General features: G+C 49.4%; 19 protein-coding genes. 16 read left to right on the forward strand and 3 right to left on the reverse strand.

Annotation, left to right across the window (positions count from 1 at the left end; translation table 11 throughout):
• Positions 1 to 11 precede the first annotated feature (11 nt).
• The 8 genes from R6242_RS20235 to R6242_RS20270 all read left to right on the forward strand — a co-directional run bounded on the left by R6242_RS20235 (position 12) and on the right by R6242_RS20270 (position 5961).
• Positions 12 to 332, forward strand: a complete 321-nt coding sequence (locus R6242_RS20235) for a phage tail assembly protein (protein ID WP_318430375.1) — start codon at positions 12 to 14, stop codon at positions 330 to 332.
• A gap of 8 nt (positions 333 to 340) precedes the next feature.
• Positions 341 to 457 (forward strand): GpE family phage tail protein, encoded by a 117-nt coding sequence (locus tag R6242_RS20240; protein ID WP_318430377.1) that lies wholly within the window; start codon positions 341 to 343, stop codon positions 455 to 457.
• Positions 454 to 1176 carry a site-specific DNA-methyltransferase gene (locus tag R6242_RS20245; protein ID WP_318430379.1) on the forward strand — a complete coding sequence of 241 codons (723 nt, stop codon included), beginning with the start codon at positions 454 to 456 and terminating at the stop codon, positions 1174 to 1176. The genes R6242_RS20240 and R6242_RS20245 overlap by 4 nt, the downstream gene beginning before the upstream one ends.
• Positions 1176 to 3794, forward strand: a complete 2619-nt coding sequence (locus tag R6242_RS20250; RefSeq protein WP_318430381.1) for a phage tail tape measure protein — start codon at positions 1176 to 1178, stop codon at positions 3792 to 3794. Before R6242_RS20245 ends, R6242_RS20250 begins: the two co-directional genes overlap by 1 nt.
• Positions 3794 to 4204, forward strand: coding sequence for a phage tail protein (locus R6242_RS20255; protein ID WP_318430382.1), 411 nt, complete (start codon positions 3794 to 3796; stop codon positions 4202 to 4204). The genes R6242_RS20250 and R6242_RS20255 overlap by 1 nt, the downstream gene beginning before the upstream one ends.
• On the forward strand, positions 4201 to 5262 hold the full coding sequence (locus R6242_RS20260) for a phage late control D family protein (RefSeq protein ID WP_318430384.1): 1062 nt from the start codon (positions 4201 to 4203) through the stop codon (positions 5260 to 5262). The genes R6242_RS20255 and R6242_RS20260 overlap by 4 nt, the downstream gene beginning before the upstream one ends.
• Before the next feature lie 73 nt (positions 5263 to 5335).
• Positions 5336 to 5578 (forward strand): type II toxin-antitoxin system prevent-host-death family antitoxin, encoded by a 243-nt coding sequence (locus R6242_RS20265; protein ID WP_318430386.1) that lies wholly within the window; start codon positions 5336 to 5338, stop codon positions 5576 to 5578.
• Positions 5575 to 5961, forward strand: coding sequence for a type II toxin-antitoxin system VapC family toxin (locus R6242_RS20270; protein ID WP_318427423.1), 387 nt, complete (start codon positions 5575 to 5577; stop codon positions 5959 to 5961). The genes R6242_RS20265 and R6242_RS20270 overlap by 4 nt, the downstream gene beginning before the upstream one ends.
• A gap of 44 nt (positions 5962 to 6005) precedes the next feature.
• Here R6242_RS20270 and R6242_RS20275 read toward each other — a convergent pair whose 3' ends face one another.
• From R6242_RS20275 to R6242_RS20285, 3 genes are all read right to left on the reverse strand, one after another.
• Complete coding sequence (locus tag R6242_RS20275) at positions 6006 to 6293, reverse strand: hypothetical protein (protein ID WP_318430388.1); 288 nt, start codon at positions 6291 to 6293, stop codon at positions 6006 to 6008.
• A 98-nt stretch (positions 6294 to 6391) separates the two neighbouring features.
• A complete protein-coding gene (locus R6242_RS20280; RefSeq protein WP_318430390.1) occupies positions 6392 to 6766 on the reverse strand; it encodes a hypothetical protein in 375 nt (124 codons plus the stop codon).
• Between the two features lie 313 nt (positions 6767 to 7079).
• Positions 7080 to 7535, reverse strand: a complete 456-nt coding sequence (locus R6242_RS20285) for a helix-turn-helix transcriptional regulator (RefSeq protein ID WP_318430392.1) — start codon at positions 7533 to 7535, stop codon at positions 7080 to 7082.
• A gap of 86 nt (positions 7536 to 7621) precedes the next feature.
• Here R6242_RS20285 and R6242_RS20290 point away from each other — a divergent pair, with 86 nt between their 5' ends.
• From R6242_RS20290 to R6242_RS20325, 8 genes are all read left to right on the forward strand, one after another.
• Entirely contained in the window at positions 7622 to 7858 is a 237-nt protein-coding gene (locus R6242_RS20290; RefSeq protein WP_318426216.1) for a hypothetical protein, read from the forward strand.
• Between the two features lie 110 nt (positions 7859 to 7968).
• A complete protein-coding gene (locus R6242_RS20295) occupies positions 7969 to 8220 on the forward strand; it encodes a hypothetical protein (protein ID WP_318430393.1) in 252 nt (83 codons plus the stop codon).
• 83 nt (positions 8221 to 8303) lie between these two features.
• The gene (locus R6242_RS20300) at positions 8304 to 8795 is read left to right on the forward strand and encodes a hypothetical protein (protein WP_318430395.1); all 492 of its coding nucleotides are present in this window, start codon (positions 8304 to 8306) and stop codon (positions 8793 to 8795) included.
• Entirely contained in the window at positions 8795 to 9658 is an 864-nt protein-coding gene (locus tag R6242_RS20305) for a replication endonuclease (RefSeq protein ID WP_318430396.1), read from the forward strand. The genes R6242_RS20300 and R6242_RS20305 overlap by 1 nt, the downstream gene beginning before the upstream one ends.
• 174 nt (positions 9659 to 9832) lie before the next feature.
• On the forward strand, positions 9833 to 10885 hold the full coding sequence (locus R6242_RS20310; protein WP_318430398.1) for a replication endonuclease: 1053 nt from the start codon (positions 9833 to 9835) through the stop codon (positions 10883 to 10885).
• Between the two features lie 33 nt (positions 10886 to 10918).
• Positions 10919 to 11464, forward strand: a complete 546-nt coding sequence (locus R6242_RS20315) for a 3'-5' exonuclease (RefSeq protein WP_318430400.1) — start codon at positions 10919 to 10921, stop codon at positions 11462 to 11464.
• The gene (locus R6242_RS20320) at positions 11457 to 11696 is read left to right on the forward strand and encodes a hypothetical protein (RefSeq protein ID WP_318430403.1); all 240 of its coding nucleotides are present in this window, start codon (positions 11457 to 11459) and stop codon (positions 11694 to 11696) included. The genes R6242_RS20315 and R6242_RS20320 overlap by 8 nt, the downstream gene beginning before the upstream one ends.
• A 206-nt stretch (positions 11697 to 11902) precedes the next feature.
• Positions 11903 to 12118, forward strand: a complete 216-nt coding sequence (locus tag R6242_RS20325; RefSeq protein WP_318430405.1) for a hypothetical protein — start codon at positions 11903 to 11905, stop codon at positions 12116 to 12118.
• Positions 12119 to 12204: the final 86 nt, after the last annotated feature.

The raw sequence follows: 12204 nt of genomic DNA on the forward strand, positions 1-12204 counted from the left end.
AAAAATAAACCATGACCACCCCAGAAAACAAAATCATCGAAGCCCCAGAAAACACCATCGAGCTAGACACCCCTATTACACGAGGCAGCCAAACGATTAGCGCCATTACTTTACGCAAACCCAAGGCCGGTGAGCTGCGCGGCGTGAAGCTGGGCGAGTTGCTGCAGATGGATGTAGAAACGCTGACCAAGGTATTGCCGCGCATTAGCTCACCCACGCTGACCACGCAAGACGTCAACAACCTAGACCCCGCCGACCTCTTGCAACTGGCAGGGGTAGCGGCTGGTTTTTTATTGCCGAAGGCCAGCAAACCGGATTACCCGCTTGCGTAAATGATGCAATGGCCGATATCGCGATGGTGTTCCACTGGCCGCCTTCGGCTATGGACGGCATGGAGGTATCGGAATTAATAGAATGGCGTGAAGCCGCCAGAAAAAGGCAAAGCCCAGATTCATGATTAAAAATAAATTACACGCGGGAGACTGCCTGCCCTTCTTAGAACGCTTACCCGCCTTATCGGTGGATGCGCTGATTACTGATCCGCCTTACGCATCGGGCGGCGTACATATTGGCTCTAAAAACCGCAGCACCTCAGACAAATATCAGAACGGCGGCACGGCGCGACAATATCCAGAATTTACCGGCGATCACCGCGACCAACGCGCCCACCTGCGCTGGATGACGCTTTGGCTATCTGAGTGTTTACGGGTGATGAAGGACGGCGCGCCCATTTGCCTATTCACCGACTGGCGACAATTGCCGCTCACCACCGACGCTTTACAGGTAGCGGGCTTTACTTGGCGCGGCATTGCGGTTTGGGACAAGGGCGAAGGCGTGCGCCCGCAAATGGGCCGTTATCGTAATCAAGCCGAGTACATCGTTTGGGGCAGCAAGGGCGATATGCCGCTGGATCGAGGCGTTGGGGTATTGCGCGGTGTTTACAAAGAAGTGGTGAAGCAAAAAGACAAGTTTCACGTGACCGGCAAACCCACCGATTTAATGCGCGACCTCATTAAAATCTGTCCCGCTGGCGGCGTCATTCTTGACCCCTTCGCCGGTTCTGGCTCCACCCTGCTTGCCGCTGAATCAGCGGGCTACGACTGGCTGGGCTGTGAACTGAGCGAGGAATACAAAGCCATTGCTTTAAATCGATTGGCCACACTAAGGGCGGAATAATGAGCGCGGCGCGGAATTTACAACTCGAGGTAGTTTTAAAGGCAATTGATAAATTTACCGCGCCGTTTAAAGGCGTGCTCAATCAAAGCAAAGCCGTCTCGAAGCAAGTTGGCGAGCTTAAAAATAAAATGAAAGACTTGGATAAAACCCAAGGCAATATTGATTCATTTAAAAAGCTTAGCCGAGACACCGCCCAATCCTCGCTGCAAATGAAGGCCGCACAGGAACGCGCTACCGCGCTGGGCAAAAGCCTTGCCGAAGCAGCCAACCCCACTAAAAAAATGAGCACGGAATTTAACCGCGCTAAAAAAGAAGCCGCAGAATTAGCGGCCAAACACACGCAGCTGGTCAGCCGACAACAAAGCCTGCGCACCTCCTTAAATGCGGCGGGTGTCTCTACGCGCAACCTCTCCCAACACCAGCGAGAGCTACGGCAAAACGCCACCAGCACAACCGCCGCCCTGCAAAGAGAACAACAGCAGCTTGAACGCCTAGGCAGGCAATCTCAGCGCCTACACGCCGCCAAAGCCTCTTATGAGAAATCCATTAGCTTAAGAGACAAGATGGCGGGAGCCGGTGCCGGTATGGCGGTTGCAGGTGGCGGTGCGCTGTATGCCGCCAAGCAAGTGATGGCACCGGGCTTAGATTTTGATGAAGGCATGTCGAGCGTTCAAGCGCTCACCCGCTTAGATAAAAACTCACCTCAACTTATCGCTCTGCGCAAACAGGCACGAGAACTAGGCGCGGCCACCAGCTTTACCGCCAATGAAGCCGCACAGGGGCAAGGCTTTTTAGCCATGGCAGGCTTTGACCCGAAAGCCATTCAGCAGGCCATGCCTGGCGTGCTCGATTTAGCCAAGGCCGGACGGGTAGAACTGCCCGCCGCTGCCGATATGGCCTCCAATATTCTGACCGGCTTTAAGCTGAACGCAGAACAGATGGGCCGTGCCGGTGATGTACTGGTCGGCACATTCACGCGCTCGAATGTGGATTTAAGAATGCTGGCTGAAACCATGAAATATGCCGCGCCGGTGGCTGCTGATCTGGGCGTGGATCTGGAAACAGCCGCCGCCATGACGGGTAAATTGGGAGACGCCGGTATTCAAGCCAGCATGGCGGGTACCGGCCTTCGTGCCATTATGTCCCGCTTGGCCGCACCGCCTAAAGCGGCTGCCGTGGCGATGAAAGAGCTAGGCATTCAGGCCAAAGACGCCAAAGGCAATCTGCGCGATCTGCCCACTATTCTTGCCGAACTCGACGCCAAAACCAAAAAAATGGGCAACGCCCAGCGGGCCGGATACTTTAAGCATATTGCTGGGGAGGAAGCCTTTAGTGCCTTGCAAGTGCTGACCGCTCAGGCGGGTAACGGCAAGCTGCAAGAACTGATTGCCTCCCTTAAACAATCCGCCGGTGAAGCCAGCAAAAACGCCGCCACCATGAGCGACAACGCGGCGGGCGATATCAAGAGCCTGCAATCGGCGTGGGAAGATGTCGGCATTGAAATGTTTGAGGGGAATAACAGCCCACTGCGCGAGCTGATCCAGAACATCACCAGCGTGATTCGCCAAGTCGGGGCATGGATGAAGGCCAACCCCAAGCTCGCCGCAACCATCATCAAAATCAGCGTTGCTCTTGCTGCCGTTGTCGCCCTGTTAGGCGGCTTAACGCTGGCTGCTGCCGCCGTACTTGGCCCAATGGCCCTGCTTAAATTCAGTATGGCGACGCTTAATATTCAGATGGGCATTGGCTCCACCCTCGCCAAAATCGCCTCCTTTAGTTACGGCTTGCTCGCCGGTGCATTGGGGTTTGTTTCCACAGCAGTGCAGTTTTTAGGGCGTGCGCTGTTAATGAATCCTCTTGGTATTTTAATCACCTTAATCGCCGTACTTGCTGTGCTAATTTATAAAAACTGGGAACCCCTCTCCGAATTCTTTAGCGAACTATGGGCCACGATTCAAACCAAAACAGCGGCCTTTTGGTTATGGATAAAAGAAACCGCCCTGCAAACGGGCAATGCCATTGCTGACTTCTTTTTAAACTGGTCTTTACCTGGCCTTATTTATAAAAATTGGGATGAAATCATCGCGTGGCTGGGCGGACTCAGTGGCCGCTTTAGCGAGATAGGCGGGCAGATCGTCGACGGCTTATGGCAAGGCATCGCCGGTAAGTGGGACTGGTTAAAAGGCAAGTTCTACGAGCTGGCCAAGATGCTACCCGAGCCAGTACAAAAGGCGCTCGATATCCACTCCCCTTCCCGCGTGTTTGCTCAGATTGGGCGGCACACCGTGGCGGGCTTAGATCAAGGCTTAATGGATGGTAAAGATGCACCGCTGGCCACCATAAAGAATATCACTAGCCAAATTATAAGCGCGGCCAGCGGTTTAATCATTGGCGGCACCAGTCTGGGGGCGATGGCTGACGTCAAGCTAGATCAGCGCCCGCCCATGTCTGTACAAAGCAGCTATGCCCCCAGCCAAGCAGCGCCAATCCAAATCACGATCAACGCCGCCCCTGGCATGGATGAACAAAAGCTCGCCCAACTCGTGGCCAGAGAGATTGCCAAAGCCGACCGCCAGAAGCAGGTGCGTAGCCGTTCACGCTTAGGAGATAGCGACTGATGATGATGGTCTTAGGTATGTTTGTTTTTGAGCTATCCAGCGCACCTTACCAAAGTTTGGAGCAATCCAAATCATGGCGGCACGCCAGCCAGACGCGTATCGGCATTGGCCCCGCCAATCAATTCTTAGGGCCAGATGCAGAAACCATCACACTCAGCGGCACGCTGTACGAAGAACTCAATGCGGGCGAGGTTTCTTTGCTGGCACTGGAAGAAATGGCCGATACGGGAGAGGAGTATTTTTTAATTGAGGGGACGGGCTGGATTTATGGCGAGTACGTGATTGAATCGATTAAAACCACCCGCAGCCTGTTTTACAAAGATGGCAGCGCCCGTAAAATTGAATTCAACTTAGCCCTTAAGCGGATCACGTCCGACCCCCTCGAAAAAATCATGGGAATGTTGTCATGAGCGAAGGTCATAAAACACCGCTGTTTAAAATCATGGTCGGCGCAAAGGATATTACCAAGCTGGTTAATGACCGGCTTATCTCTGTGGGCCTTACCGATAACCGAGGCTTTGAAGCGGATCAGCTCGATATTACGCTGGATGATAGCGACAGCCTGCTCGATATCCCGCCACGCGGTGCCATCGTTACCGTGTCGCTAGGCTGGCCGGATAGTGGCTTAGTCGATAAAGGTCAATATACCGTCGATGAAGTCGAGCACAGCGGCGCACCGGATCAGCTCACCATTCGCGCCCGCAGTGCCGATTTACGCGCTGGCCTATCGGTTAAAAAAGAAAGATCGTGGCATAAAACCACGCTGGGGCAGATTGTAGAAACCATCAGCAAGCAAAACAAGATTGAGCACAGCATCGGCCCCAGTCTAGCCAAGCAGGCCATCAGCCATATCGACCAAACCAATGAAAGCGACGCCAGCTTCTTAAGCCGCATCGCTAAAATGTTTGATGCCATTGCCACCGTAAAAAATGGCCGGCTGATCTTTATGAAAGCGGGCCAAGCCACCACCGCCAGCGGCAAACCGCTAGGCAAAGTACAGATCACCCGCCAATCTGGCGACGGCCACCGCTTTGGTATTGCGGATCGAGGCGCGTATAGCGGCGTAAAAGCCACATGGCAAAACACCAAAACCGCCAAGAAAGAAAGCACCACCGTCAAACGCAAACCCAGAAAAAAGAAACCCGCAGGCCCAGGGCAAGGCGAAGTCATCCAAGGCGCGGACGATAACGTCAAAACACTGCGCCACGTTTACGCCAGCAAAACCAATGCCGAACGCGCCGCAAAAGCCGAATGGGAAAAACTACAACGTGGCGTAGCGCAATTCTCCTTAACGCTAGCCTATGGCCGCCCCGAACTCTTCCCCGAACTGCCCGCCAGCGTGTCAGGCTTTAAGCCCATCATCGACCAACAAGACTGGATCATCACCCGCGTAGTGCATAGCTTAAGCGATAGCGGCTACACCACGGCTTTAGAGTTGGAAGTCAAAGCCAGTGAAGTGGACGGGTAAGTATTTGTTCACTTGTACTTCATCAATCATTAAACTAGACTAACTAAGCTTAGTTTAAAAAGATGAGGTACTTATGCTAACGATTAATATGCACGAAGCGAAGACCAACTTATCCAAGCTGGTTGATCAAGCCAAAATGAGTGGGGGCTTTATTATTGCGAAAGCTGGAAAGCCACTGGTCAAAGTCATGCCTCTTGATGCCCCGCCAACAATGCAAAGACTTGGCTTTATGTCTGGGCAGTTTTTGGTGCCGGATGACTTCGACACGATGGCAGCAAAAGAAATTGAGCTTTTATTCGGAGGAGCGGACGAGTGAAGTATTTGTTGGATACACATATTCTGCTATGGGCAGCAAGCGCTCCCGAAAAACTACCTGAGAGCGCACGCGTCCTGTTGAGTGATGAAAAAAACCAGCTCTTCTTTAGTGCCGCGTCATTATGGGAAATTACCATTAAAAATGGATTGGGCAGGGAAGATTTTAGAGTAAACGCACGCGTTTTACGCCGTGGCCTGCTTGATAATGGCTATCAAGAATTACCCATTTACAGCGAGCATGCCGTTTCTGTAGATAACTTGCCCGCCATTCATAAAGACCCGTTTGATCGCATCCTCATTGCTCAAGCAACAGTCGAGGGAATCACGCTCATTACGGCAGATAGCTCTATTGCTCAGTACCCAGCCCCCATACTTAAAGTTTAAACAACACAAAAGCCCCAGAGCAAAAAAGCAAAGGGGCTTTTTATTTATATTGCCGTTGTGGCACTAGCCACATGCTTAAGAACGAATGATTTAGATGATGATGGAAGTAGTGTTTCTTCATGCATCATTCTTTCTTCATATGCACGCGGTAAAAAGTATTCTTTTCCAACAACAAACCCAAGAGCTAACGACAGTATGATAATCATCACACTCATTACGATTAAAACTCGCAAAATACGTAGTTGAAATATTTCATTATGAAAGTGAGCATCTTTTATTTTTACATCATGATTAGCTATGATGCCTATTTTTAGCAGAGGTTGATTTTTCATTATCAAATAAGCCATAAAATAAAATAGCCCGCATAATGCGGGCTGGCTTAATTAAATATAACAAAAATCATAATAAATAATTCACTTAATTTTATTTTTTATTTATTACGTCGATACTCTTTCAGAGCTGAATCACCTAAGTCACAGTACTCAACAGCAGAAGGAGAGCAGGTAACACACTGCCGTGCTCGTGTTGTTGCCTCTCCAAGTAATATGCCTTTCATTGTCGTGTTACCTTTAAACAAAACCTCTCCCTGAGTTCTATTTTTATCAGCCCGAGCAATAAGCTGTCTCATTTGATCACCACATGCATAAAGATCATTGCGCTTCATTGCTCGCCCCTCCTTCAAAATTGCACGCGTTTCTTTTTCAATCTGTTTCTCACTTACTGGCGCAGCCATTGCTAAAGATGAGAATAAAACAGAAAGCGTAATTAGTGGAATTGCATAAAAACCTTTAGATACTAATTTCATTTTTAACCCTTTTAGTTAATTTAACTACATACCTTCTTTGATTTACTCATGCTGCCATCTTTGCAAATAAACTTACCATTAGAACAATGGTCTATTCCTCCTTTTTTACCTGAGCAGGGTGTGTTAGCTGCATGGCTTAGCCACGGAAGTAAAACTAAAGACAAAGCAATGGCAGCAAATGACATTTTCATAAGAATATAACCATGTACTAATATATTAAATGGGGAATGCCCACTTGGGGCGAGGTATGCTTTTGGTTTGATGCTATTGCTAATAGGGGCCAGCTAGTAGCTAGCCATATGAAGCATGTATTTCAACACTTAAAGGTCTTGATTTTCACCTTGCCATCTACAACTTGCCCGACCTTGCCTAAAAATTGCTGACGAACCTTGGGCTTTACGTCTTCATTACTAGGGAGGCTTACTTGCAGCATTGCCATAATCCCAGCTTGTACAGGGGCAGGAGCAGAACGAAAAGACGTTATTAATTGCTGTTCAGCATCAGGCAGGCGCGCAGAGCTACGTTCCCCAGTAATGATGTACTGAACATCAGCACCTAGTTTGGCATAGGGTATTAGTACCGATGCAGGTGGGCTAACTTTGTTTCTTTCGTATGCGGATAAGGACGAAAGCGAGATTCCAATAGCCTTTGCCGTCGTTTCTTGGGACAGGCCAAGGCGCTTTCTTTCCTCTCTAAATCGAGTAGAAACATGTTGATTACCACATACATCTATTGACGATGTGTCGTATGTAACAGATAATGGATCCATAGATTCTGATGTATCGCTTAGTGACACTCTAAATAACCTTAATGGTAACTTAAACAATGATAGAAAACGAGGCAGGTGATCAGACGATGCCCAGAGCGCCGCGCGGCCTACTCAGCCGCCGAGGCATCAATTTACGATTAACAACAATTGAGCACCCCGTTGTGGGTTCTATCGCAAAGCAAGAATCAAGATCTGTTGCTTCTATGTGCCGCTTACTAATCTTAGAAGGCTTGGCTTATCGTGGGGTTGAAATCCCAGAGGAAGAGCTAAAAGACATAGAAGACATTGCACTTACCGAGATAGAACAAGCTGCTGTCGCTTAATGCGCGATTAAGTTTCGTAGAGAAATATAAGCGCTTTGCCCGACGAATGGTAGTCGTTTGTGGCTCCCCACTTTGCTTTTGTAATTTTTGTTAGCTTTGGAGTAATCAACATGGCCGTAGAGATTCATTGCCCATACTGTAATTCTAAAACGCATACGCGAACCAGCGTCCGGATTACTCCAACAGCCACTACCGCCCAAATCGGCTGCCGAAGTTGCGGCGCTAGATTAAAAGTTGGTTTCCAGATCACCGAGGCCTGGATGCCTAAGTACAACGAAGATTTTGAAGTCTTTAAATGGACGGAATTCCCACCGGCCAACGACGATAAGTTTAAGCAAGACCAACTCCCCCTCGCTCTATAAAGCAGCAATAAAACCCCACATTCAATAAGCCTCCTGATGCCTGTTAAACAGCCATCAGGGCTTTGTTACGTCTGGATAAAACGATGGCCGCCACCGCAGAGCAATTAGCCCAACCCTTTACACCAAGAGTCATCAATACATTGGAGCCTAAACGCTGCAATGCAAAGAAGATCAATCTTGATGTGCGTAGCCTTGAGTTGGCAAAAATGCAAACGCTTCTAAACTGCCAGCCGGTGGCCGCGTGGATTGCTATTCAACCCGAAACCATCCCTACATCAGACAAGCAAGCCGACTTACCGCTTAGCTCAGACAACCGCGCTTTACTCGCTCAAATACAGAATCTAGTCATTGAATTTAATGCGCAGCTACGCCCACTGATCCAAGGCGCTACCTTCAGAAATATTGATGGTTTAAGCATGCTGCCCCTTACCCATTTATTGAATGCTTGCGGGGGTGGGCTGGCTGAAATTAATCAACGCTTTGATATAGACACCGCCGCCCGCATGAAGGCGCTACGCGCTTCACCACTCACTCGTGGCGAAGACCGCCGAGCACCACAGGCGATGGACGCGTAATGAGCGCCGCCGCACAAAGTCGCTGGCATCAGCAGATTTACGCGCAGCAAGCGCGTCAAGAAGCCGCCAATGTTGAAAAGCTACTCATTGGCATGCCCGATCAGCTAAAGCACAGCTTGCGTAGTAAGTGGCGCAAATTAAGCAAAGCAGCGGGCCTCGCTGCTGTGCCCAACGCCAACGACTTTGTACGCAAGTTTGCTAATAAATTACGCGCCACCCTGCTACCGATTGAGTGCGACGACATCGAGCTGGGCGATATTGCCCGCAAGGCGGCAGAGCAATGCGGCGATGTGGTGAGTAAGGCTAAAGCAGGCCGTAAAGACGATAGCTTGCTACGCCCCTATTTTATGCTTGAGGCGGTCAACATCGCTGCCGATCATGGGCTAGAACTCGATTTAAGCGGCATGGAGCCAGAGCAATTTGAGGCCATGACTAAGCGCTTATGTGATCCAACTTGGTGGCGTGGCCGTTTAAAACGTGCGGTGACGTTTACCGTTGAACATGCACACATCAGGCTAGGCGATGTGGGTAAGCATCAAGATGCTTATGTCACAGCGGCCACCGCTTTACGCATCCGTATTCGTAATGAAAACAATAAAAAAGCACTGCAAAAGGCCGAAGCGACCAACGAGAAAGGTTTTACCGCCACGCTTGAAGAGCTAAGCCGTCGTGGTGTTTCTAATCCTGCTATTCGCCGCACTGAGCTAATGGTGCGGGTGCGCGGCATGGAAGAACTAGCCACCGAGCTGGGCATGCCTGGCTTCTTTGTCACATTAACCGCGCCCTCTAAATATCACGCTTGCAGCAAGAAATATAAAGCTTTTGGCGAGCCGTCCCCACGCGATACCCATCAATATTCCTGATTATGTCTCTTGCTCAATTTCAATTATAAATATCGTAGGGCGGGTGCAACCCGCGTGTTTATTCAGCATGGCTCGCGGGTTTCACCCGCCCTACACATTCAAAAACCAAGCCCAACACTCAAGAACCCCATCTGCACGGAGTCCATTGAGCAAGAGACATAATCAGGTCAATATTTGTGCAAATTGTGGGCCAATTTACGCGCCCTATGGAAGCACCGCGATTTATCCCCGTTTGGTATTCGGGTAGTCGAGCCACACGCCGACGGCACACCGCATTGGCATTTACTGCTGTGGTGCGAAGCCGACCGCGCAGATTTGATGCTGGCACTGTTTGAAGCCAAAGCGCTAGAAGAAGATGGCGACGAGGCAGGCGCTGATGAGCATCGCTTTACTATTGAAAACATCGACCCTAGCAAGGGTTCGGCTGTGGGTTATATCGCCAAGTATCTATGCAAGAACATCGATGGCGCACATATGGATTTAGATTTTGAGTCGGGTTACTCCGCCCCAATGGGTGCAGAGCTGGTACGTGCCTGGGCAAGTGTAAACCGTATTCGCCAATTTCAGACTATTGGCCAGCCACCGGTCACGATGTGGCGCGAGCTGCGCAAAGCCGATTTATTCGAGCAAGAAAACCTCATTATCTTAAGCGACTTGCACCGTGCTGCTGATCTGGGCGACTGGGCCAAGTTCGCTAAAGCATTTAAGCGCGTCCAGCACGGTTACAAAATTGGCTATGAAAATGCCTTAGTGCCGGATGAAAGCACTGGCGAACTCATCGACCCAGTTAACAAATACGGCGAAGTGCGCTCGATTGTCTCTGCCGTGGTGGTGCGTGCGCCGAATGGCGTGATTGTTGAACGCATCAAAACCAAGTTACACGAATGGGACGTGAACTGGGGCCGTGACGACACGCTCAGCAAAGTCATAGAAAAATCAGCCCTTGGTTTTGACTTGGCGGTTGATTCTCAGCGCAGCGGCGAAGCCGCGAGCACTTGGACTTGTGTAAATAACTGTTCGACCCCTGAACATAAAGCCGAATTTCAGAGGCTTACCGAGGTTTTCCGCGCCGAAGATGCTGCCTTTAAAACAAAGTTTCCCGCTTTGATTGCCGCTGGTCGCTGGGGAATCAGCGCCGAAGGTAAAACCGCATGGCTTCCCCCCGTATTTGATGAAGATTGGGGCGCTGATTGTGATGCCATAAGCGATCAAACAGACCTTTTTTAATCCAATTACTTTTCTAACTTAAAAGCAAAAAATATGAAAACACTATTTTTAGATTTAGAAACAACCGGCCTAAACAAAGATGGCACTGATGAAATTTTAGAAATAGCCATTATTGATAATCATGGCCAAGTACTGATGAATACCTTAGTGAAGCCCGTAATTCATACCGAGTGGCCAGAAGCTCAGGCAATTCATGGCATTAGCCCTGAAATGGTGACAAACGCACCAAAGCTGGATGAGCTGCAATGGAAAATACTCGATTTAATTGTCGAACATGAAACAGATGAAATTGTGATTTACAACGCGGCCTATGACTGGGCATTTATGCCGACAGAGATTCAAGGCATCAGCATCTACTTGGAGATCAAATGCGCAATGACGCAATTTGCCGAATACAACGGACTTTGGAATGTAGAACGTAATTGCTGGAAATGGCAAAAATTAAGCGTTGCAGCAGAACACTTTAACCACGTTTGGAATAGTGAAGCCCACCGCGCTCTAGCAGACACACTAGCTCTAAAAACGGTATGGGAAGGTATGGCCAGCTGGCGCTTAGAAAAGGAGCACGCTAGTGAGTGATTCCATCGACCGTGCATGTGAGCTAGCAGAAATGCTGCGCATCAATGCCATTACCCAGCATTTTGAAGCGGCCAAGCTTAGCCAAGACAAAACACCCATACCCAATGGTGAGTGCCGTTGGTGCGAAGCCGAAGCTGTAAACGACGCTGTGTTTTGCTGCGATGAATGCGCTAAGGACTGGCAAGAAAGAAATGCCATCAATAGGAAAGCCAAGCGGATTGCTGGTTGCTAAATGCAAATAAAACAAATCAAAGATCTAAAGGAGAGCGGCCACTATTGGTGGCGTGCTCACCCAAAGCAGGAATGGCAGATTTTATACATTGCCAATCCTAAACGCCTGACTTATGGCTTTGCGAGCTTTGAATTTATCGGGCCAATCTCACAACCCAAAACGTAAAAAAAGCCCAGCGCATCCAAGGCTAATAACGAAGGGAAGATATGCAGCACTCAACACGCTATGTAGTCATTGATAAATATTGCGAAATCACCGGTGATACACCGCAGGCCGTTTGGTCTCGAATAAAAAACGGTTACTGGCTCAAAGGCAGAGAAGTTTTAACACTCAGCGGCATGAAAACACTTATTGATTTAGAGGAATACGAAAGATGGGTAGAGAGTAAGCGCTCAGCCCTCCCACCTAGCCAGCTGCTTTAGCCTTCGTTATCTTGTGGGCTCTGATCTTTAACAAATGGCAGCAGCTCGTCAATTCGGCTATTGGGCCAAGTCGGGAGTTTTTCTAA

It is taken from the genome of Iodobacter sp. CM08, from assembly GCF_033446605.1.
Classification (GTDB): domain Bacteria; phylum Pseudomonadota; class Gammaproteobacteria; order Burkholderiales; family Chitinibacteraceae; genus Iodobacter.

Coding starts and splice junctions, on each gene's coding strand:
- R6242_RS20285 (WP_318430392.1), bottom strand. CDS start 7,535: ATGGATCCATTATCTGTTACATACGACACATCGTCAATAGATGTATGT.
- R6242_RS20305 (WP_318430396.1), top strand. CDS start 8,795: ATGAGCGCCGCCGCACAAAGTCGCTGGCATCAGCAGATTTACGCGCAG.
- R6242_RS20255 (WP_318430382.1), top strand. CDS start 3,794: ATGATGATGGTCTTAGGTATGTTTGTTTTTGAGCTATCCAGCGCACCT.
- R6242_RS20250 (WP_318430381.1), top strand. CDS start 1,176: ATGAGCGCGGCGCGGAATTTACAACTCGAGGTAGTTTTAAAGGCAATT.
- R6242_RS20240 (WP_318430377.1), top strand. CDS start 341: ATGGCCGATATCGCGATGGTGTTCCACTGGCCGCCTTCGGCTATGGAC.
- R6242_RS20265 (WP_318430386.1), top strand. CDS start 5,336: ATGCTAACGATTAATATGCACGAAGCGAAGACCAACTTATCCAAGCTG.
- R6242_RS20275 (WP_318430388.1), bottom strand. CDS start 6,293: ATGAAAAATCAACCTCTGCTAAAAATAGGCATCATAGCTAATCATGAT.
- R6242_RS20290 (WP_318426216.1), top strand. CDS start 7,622: ATGCCCAGAGCGCCGCGCGGCCTACTCAGCCGCCGAGGCATCAATTTA.
- R6242_RS20300 (WP_318430395.1), top strand. CDS start 8,304: ATGGCCGCCACCGCAGAGCAATTAGCCCAACCCTTTACACCAAGAGTC.
- R6242_RS20260 (WP_318430384.1), top strand. CDS start 4,201: ATGAGCGAAGGTCATAAAACACCGCTGTTTAAAATCATGGTCGGCGCA.
- R6242_RS20315 (WP_318430400.1), top strand. CDS start 10,919: ATGAAAACACTATTTTTAGATTTAGAAACAACCGGCCTAAACAAAGAT.
- R6242_RS20245 (WP_318430379.1), top strand. CDS start 454: ATGATTAAAAATAAATTACACGCGGGAGACTGCCTGCCCTTCTTAGAA.
- R6242_RS20280 (WP_318430390.1), bottom strand. CDS start 6,766: ATGAAATTAGTATCTAAAGGTTTTTATGCAATTCCACTAATTACGCTT.
- R6242_RS20325 (WP_318430405.1), top strand. CDS start 11,903: ATGCAGCACTCAACACGCTATGTAGTCATTGATAAATATTGCGAAATC.
- R6242_RS20295 (WP_318430393.1), top strand. CDS start 7,969: ATGGCCGTAGAGATTCATTGCCCATACTGTAATTCTAAAACGCATACG.
- R6242_RS20235 (WP_318430375.1), top strand. CDS start 12: ATGACCACCCCAGAAAACAAAATCATCGAAGCCCCAGAAAACACCATC.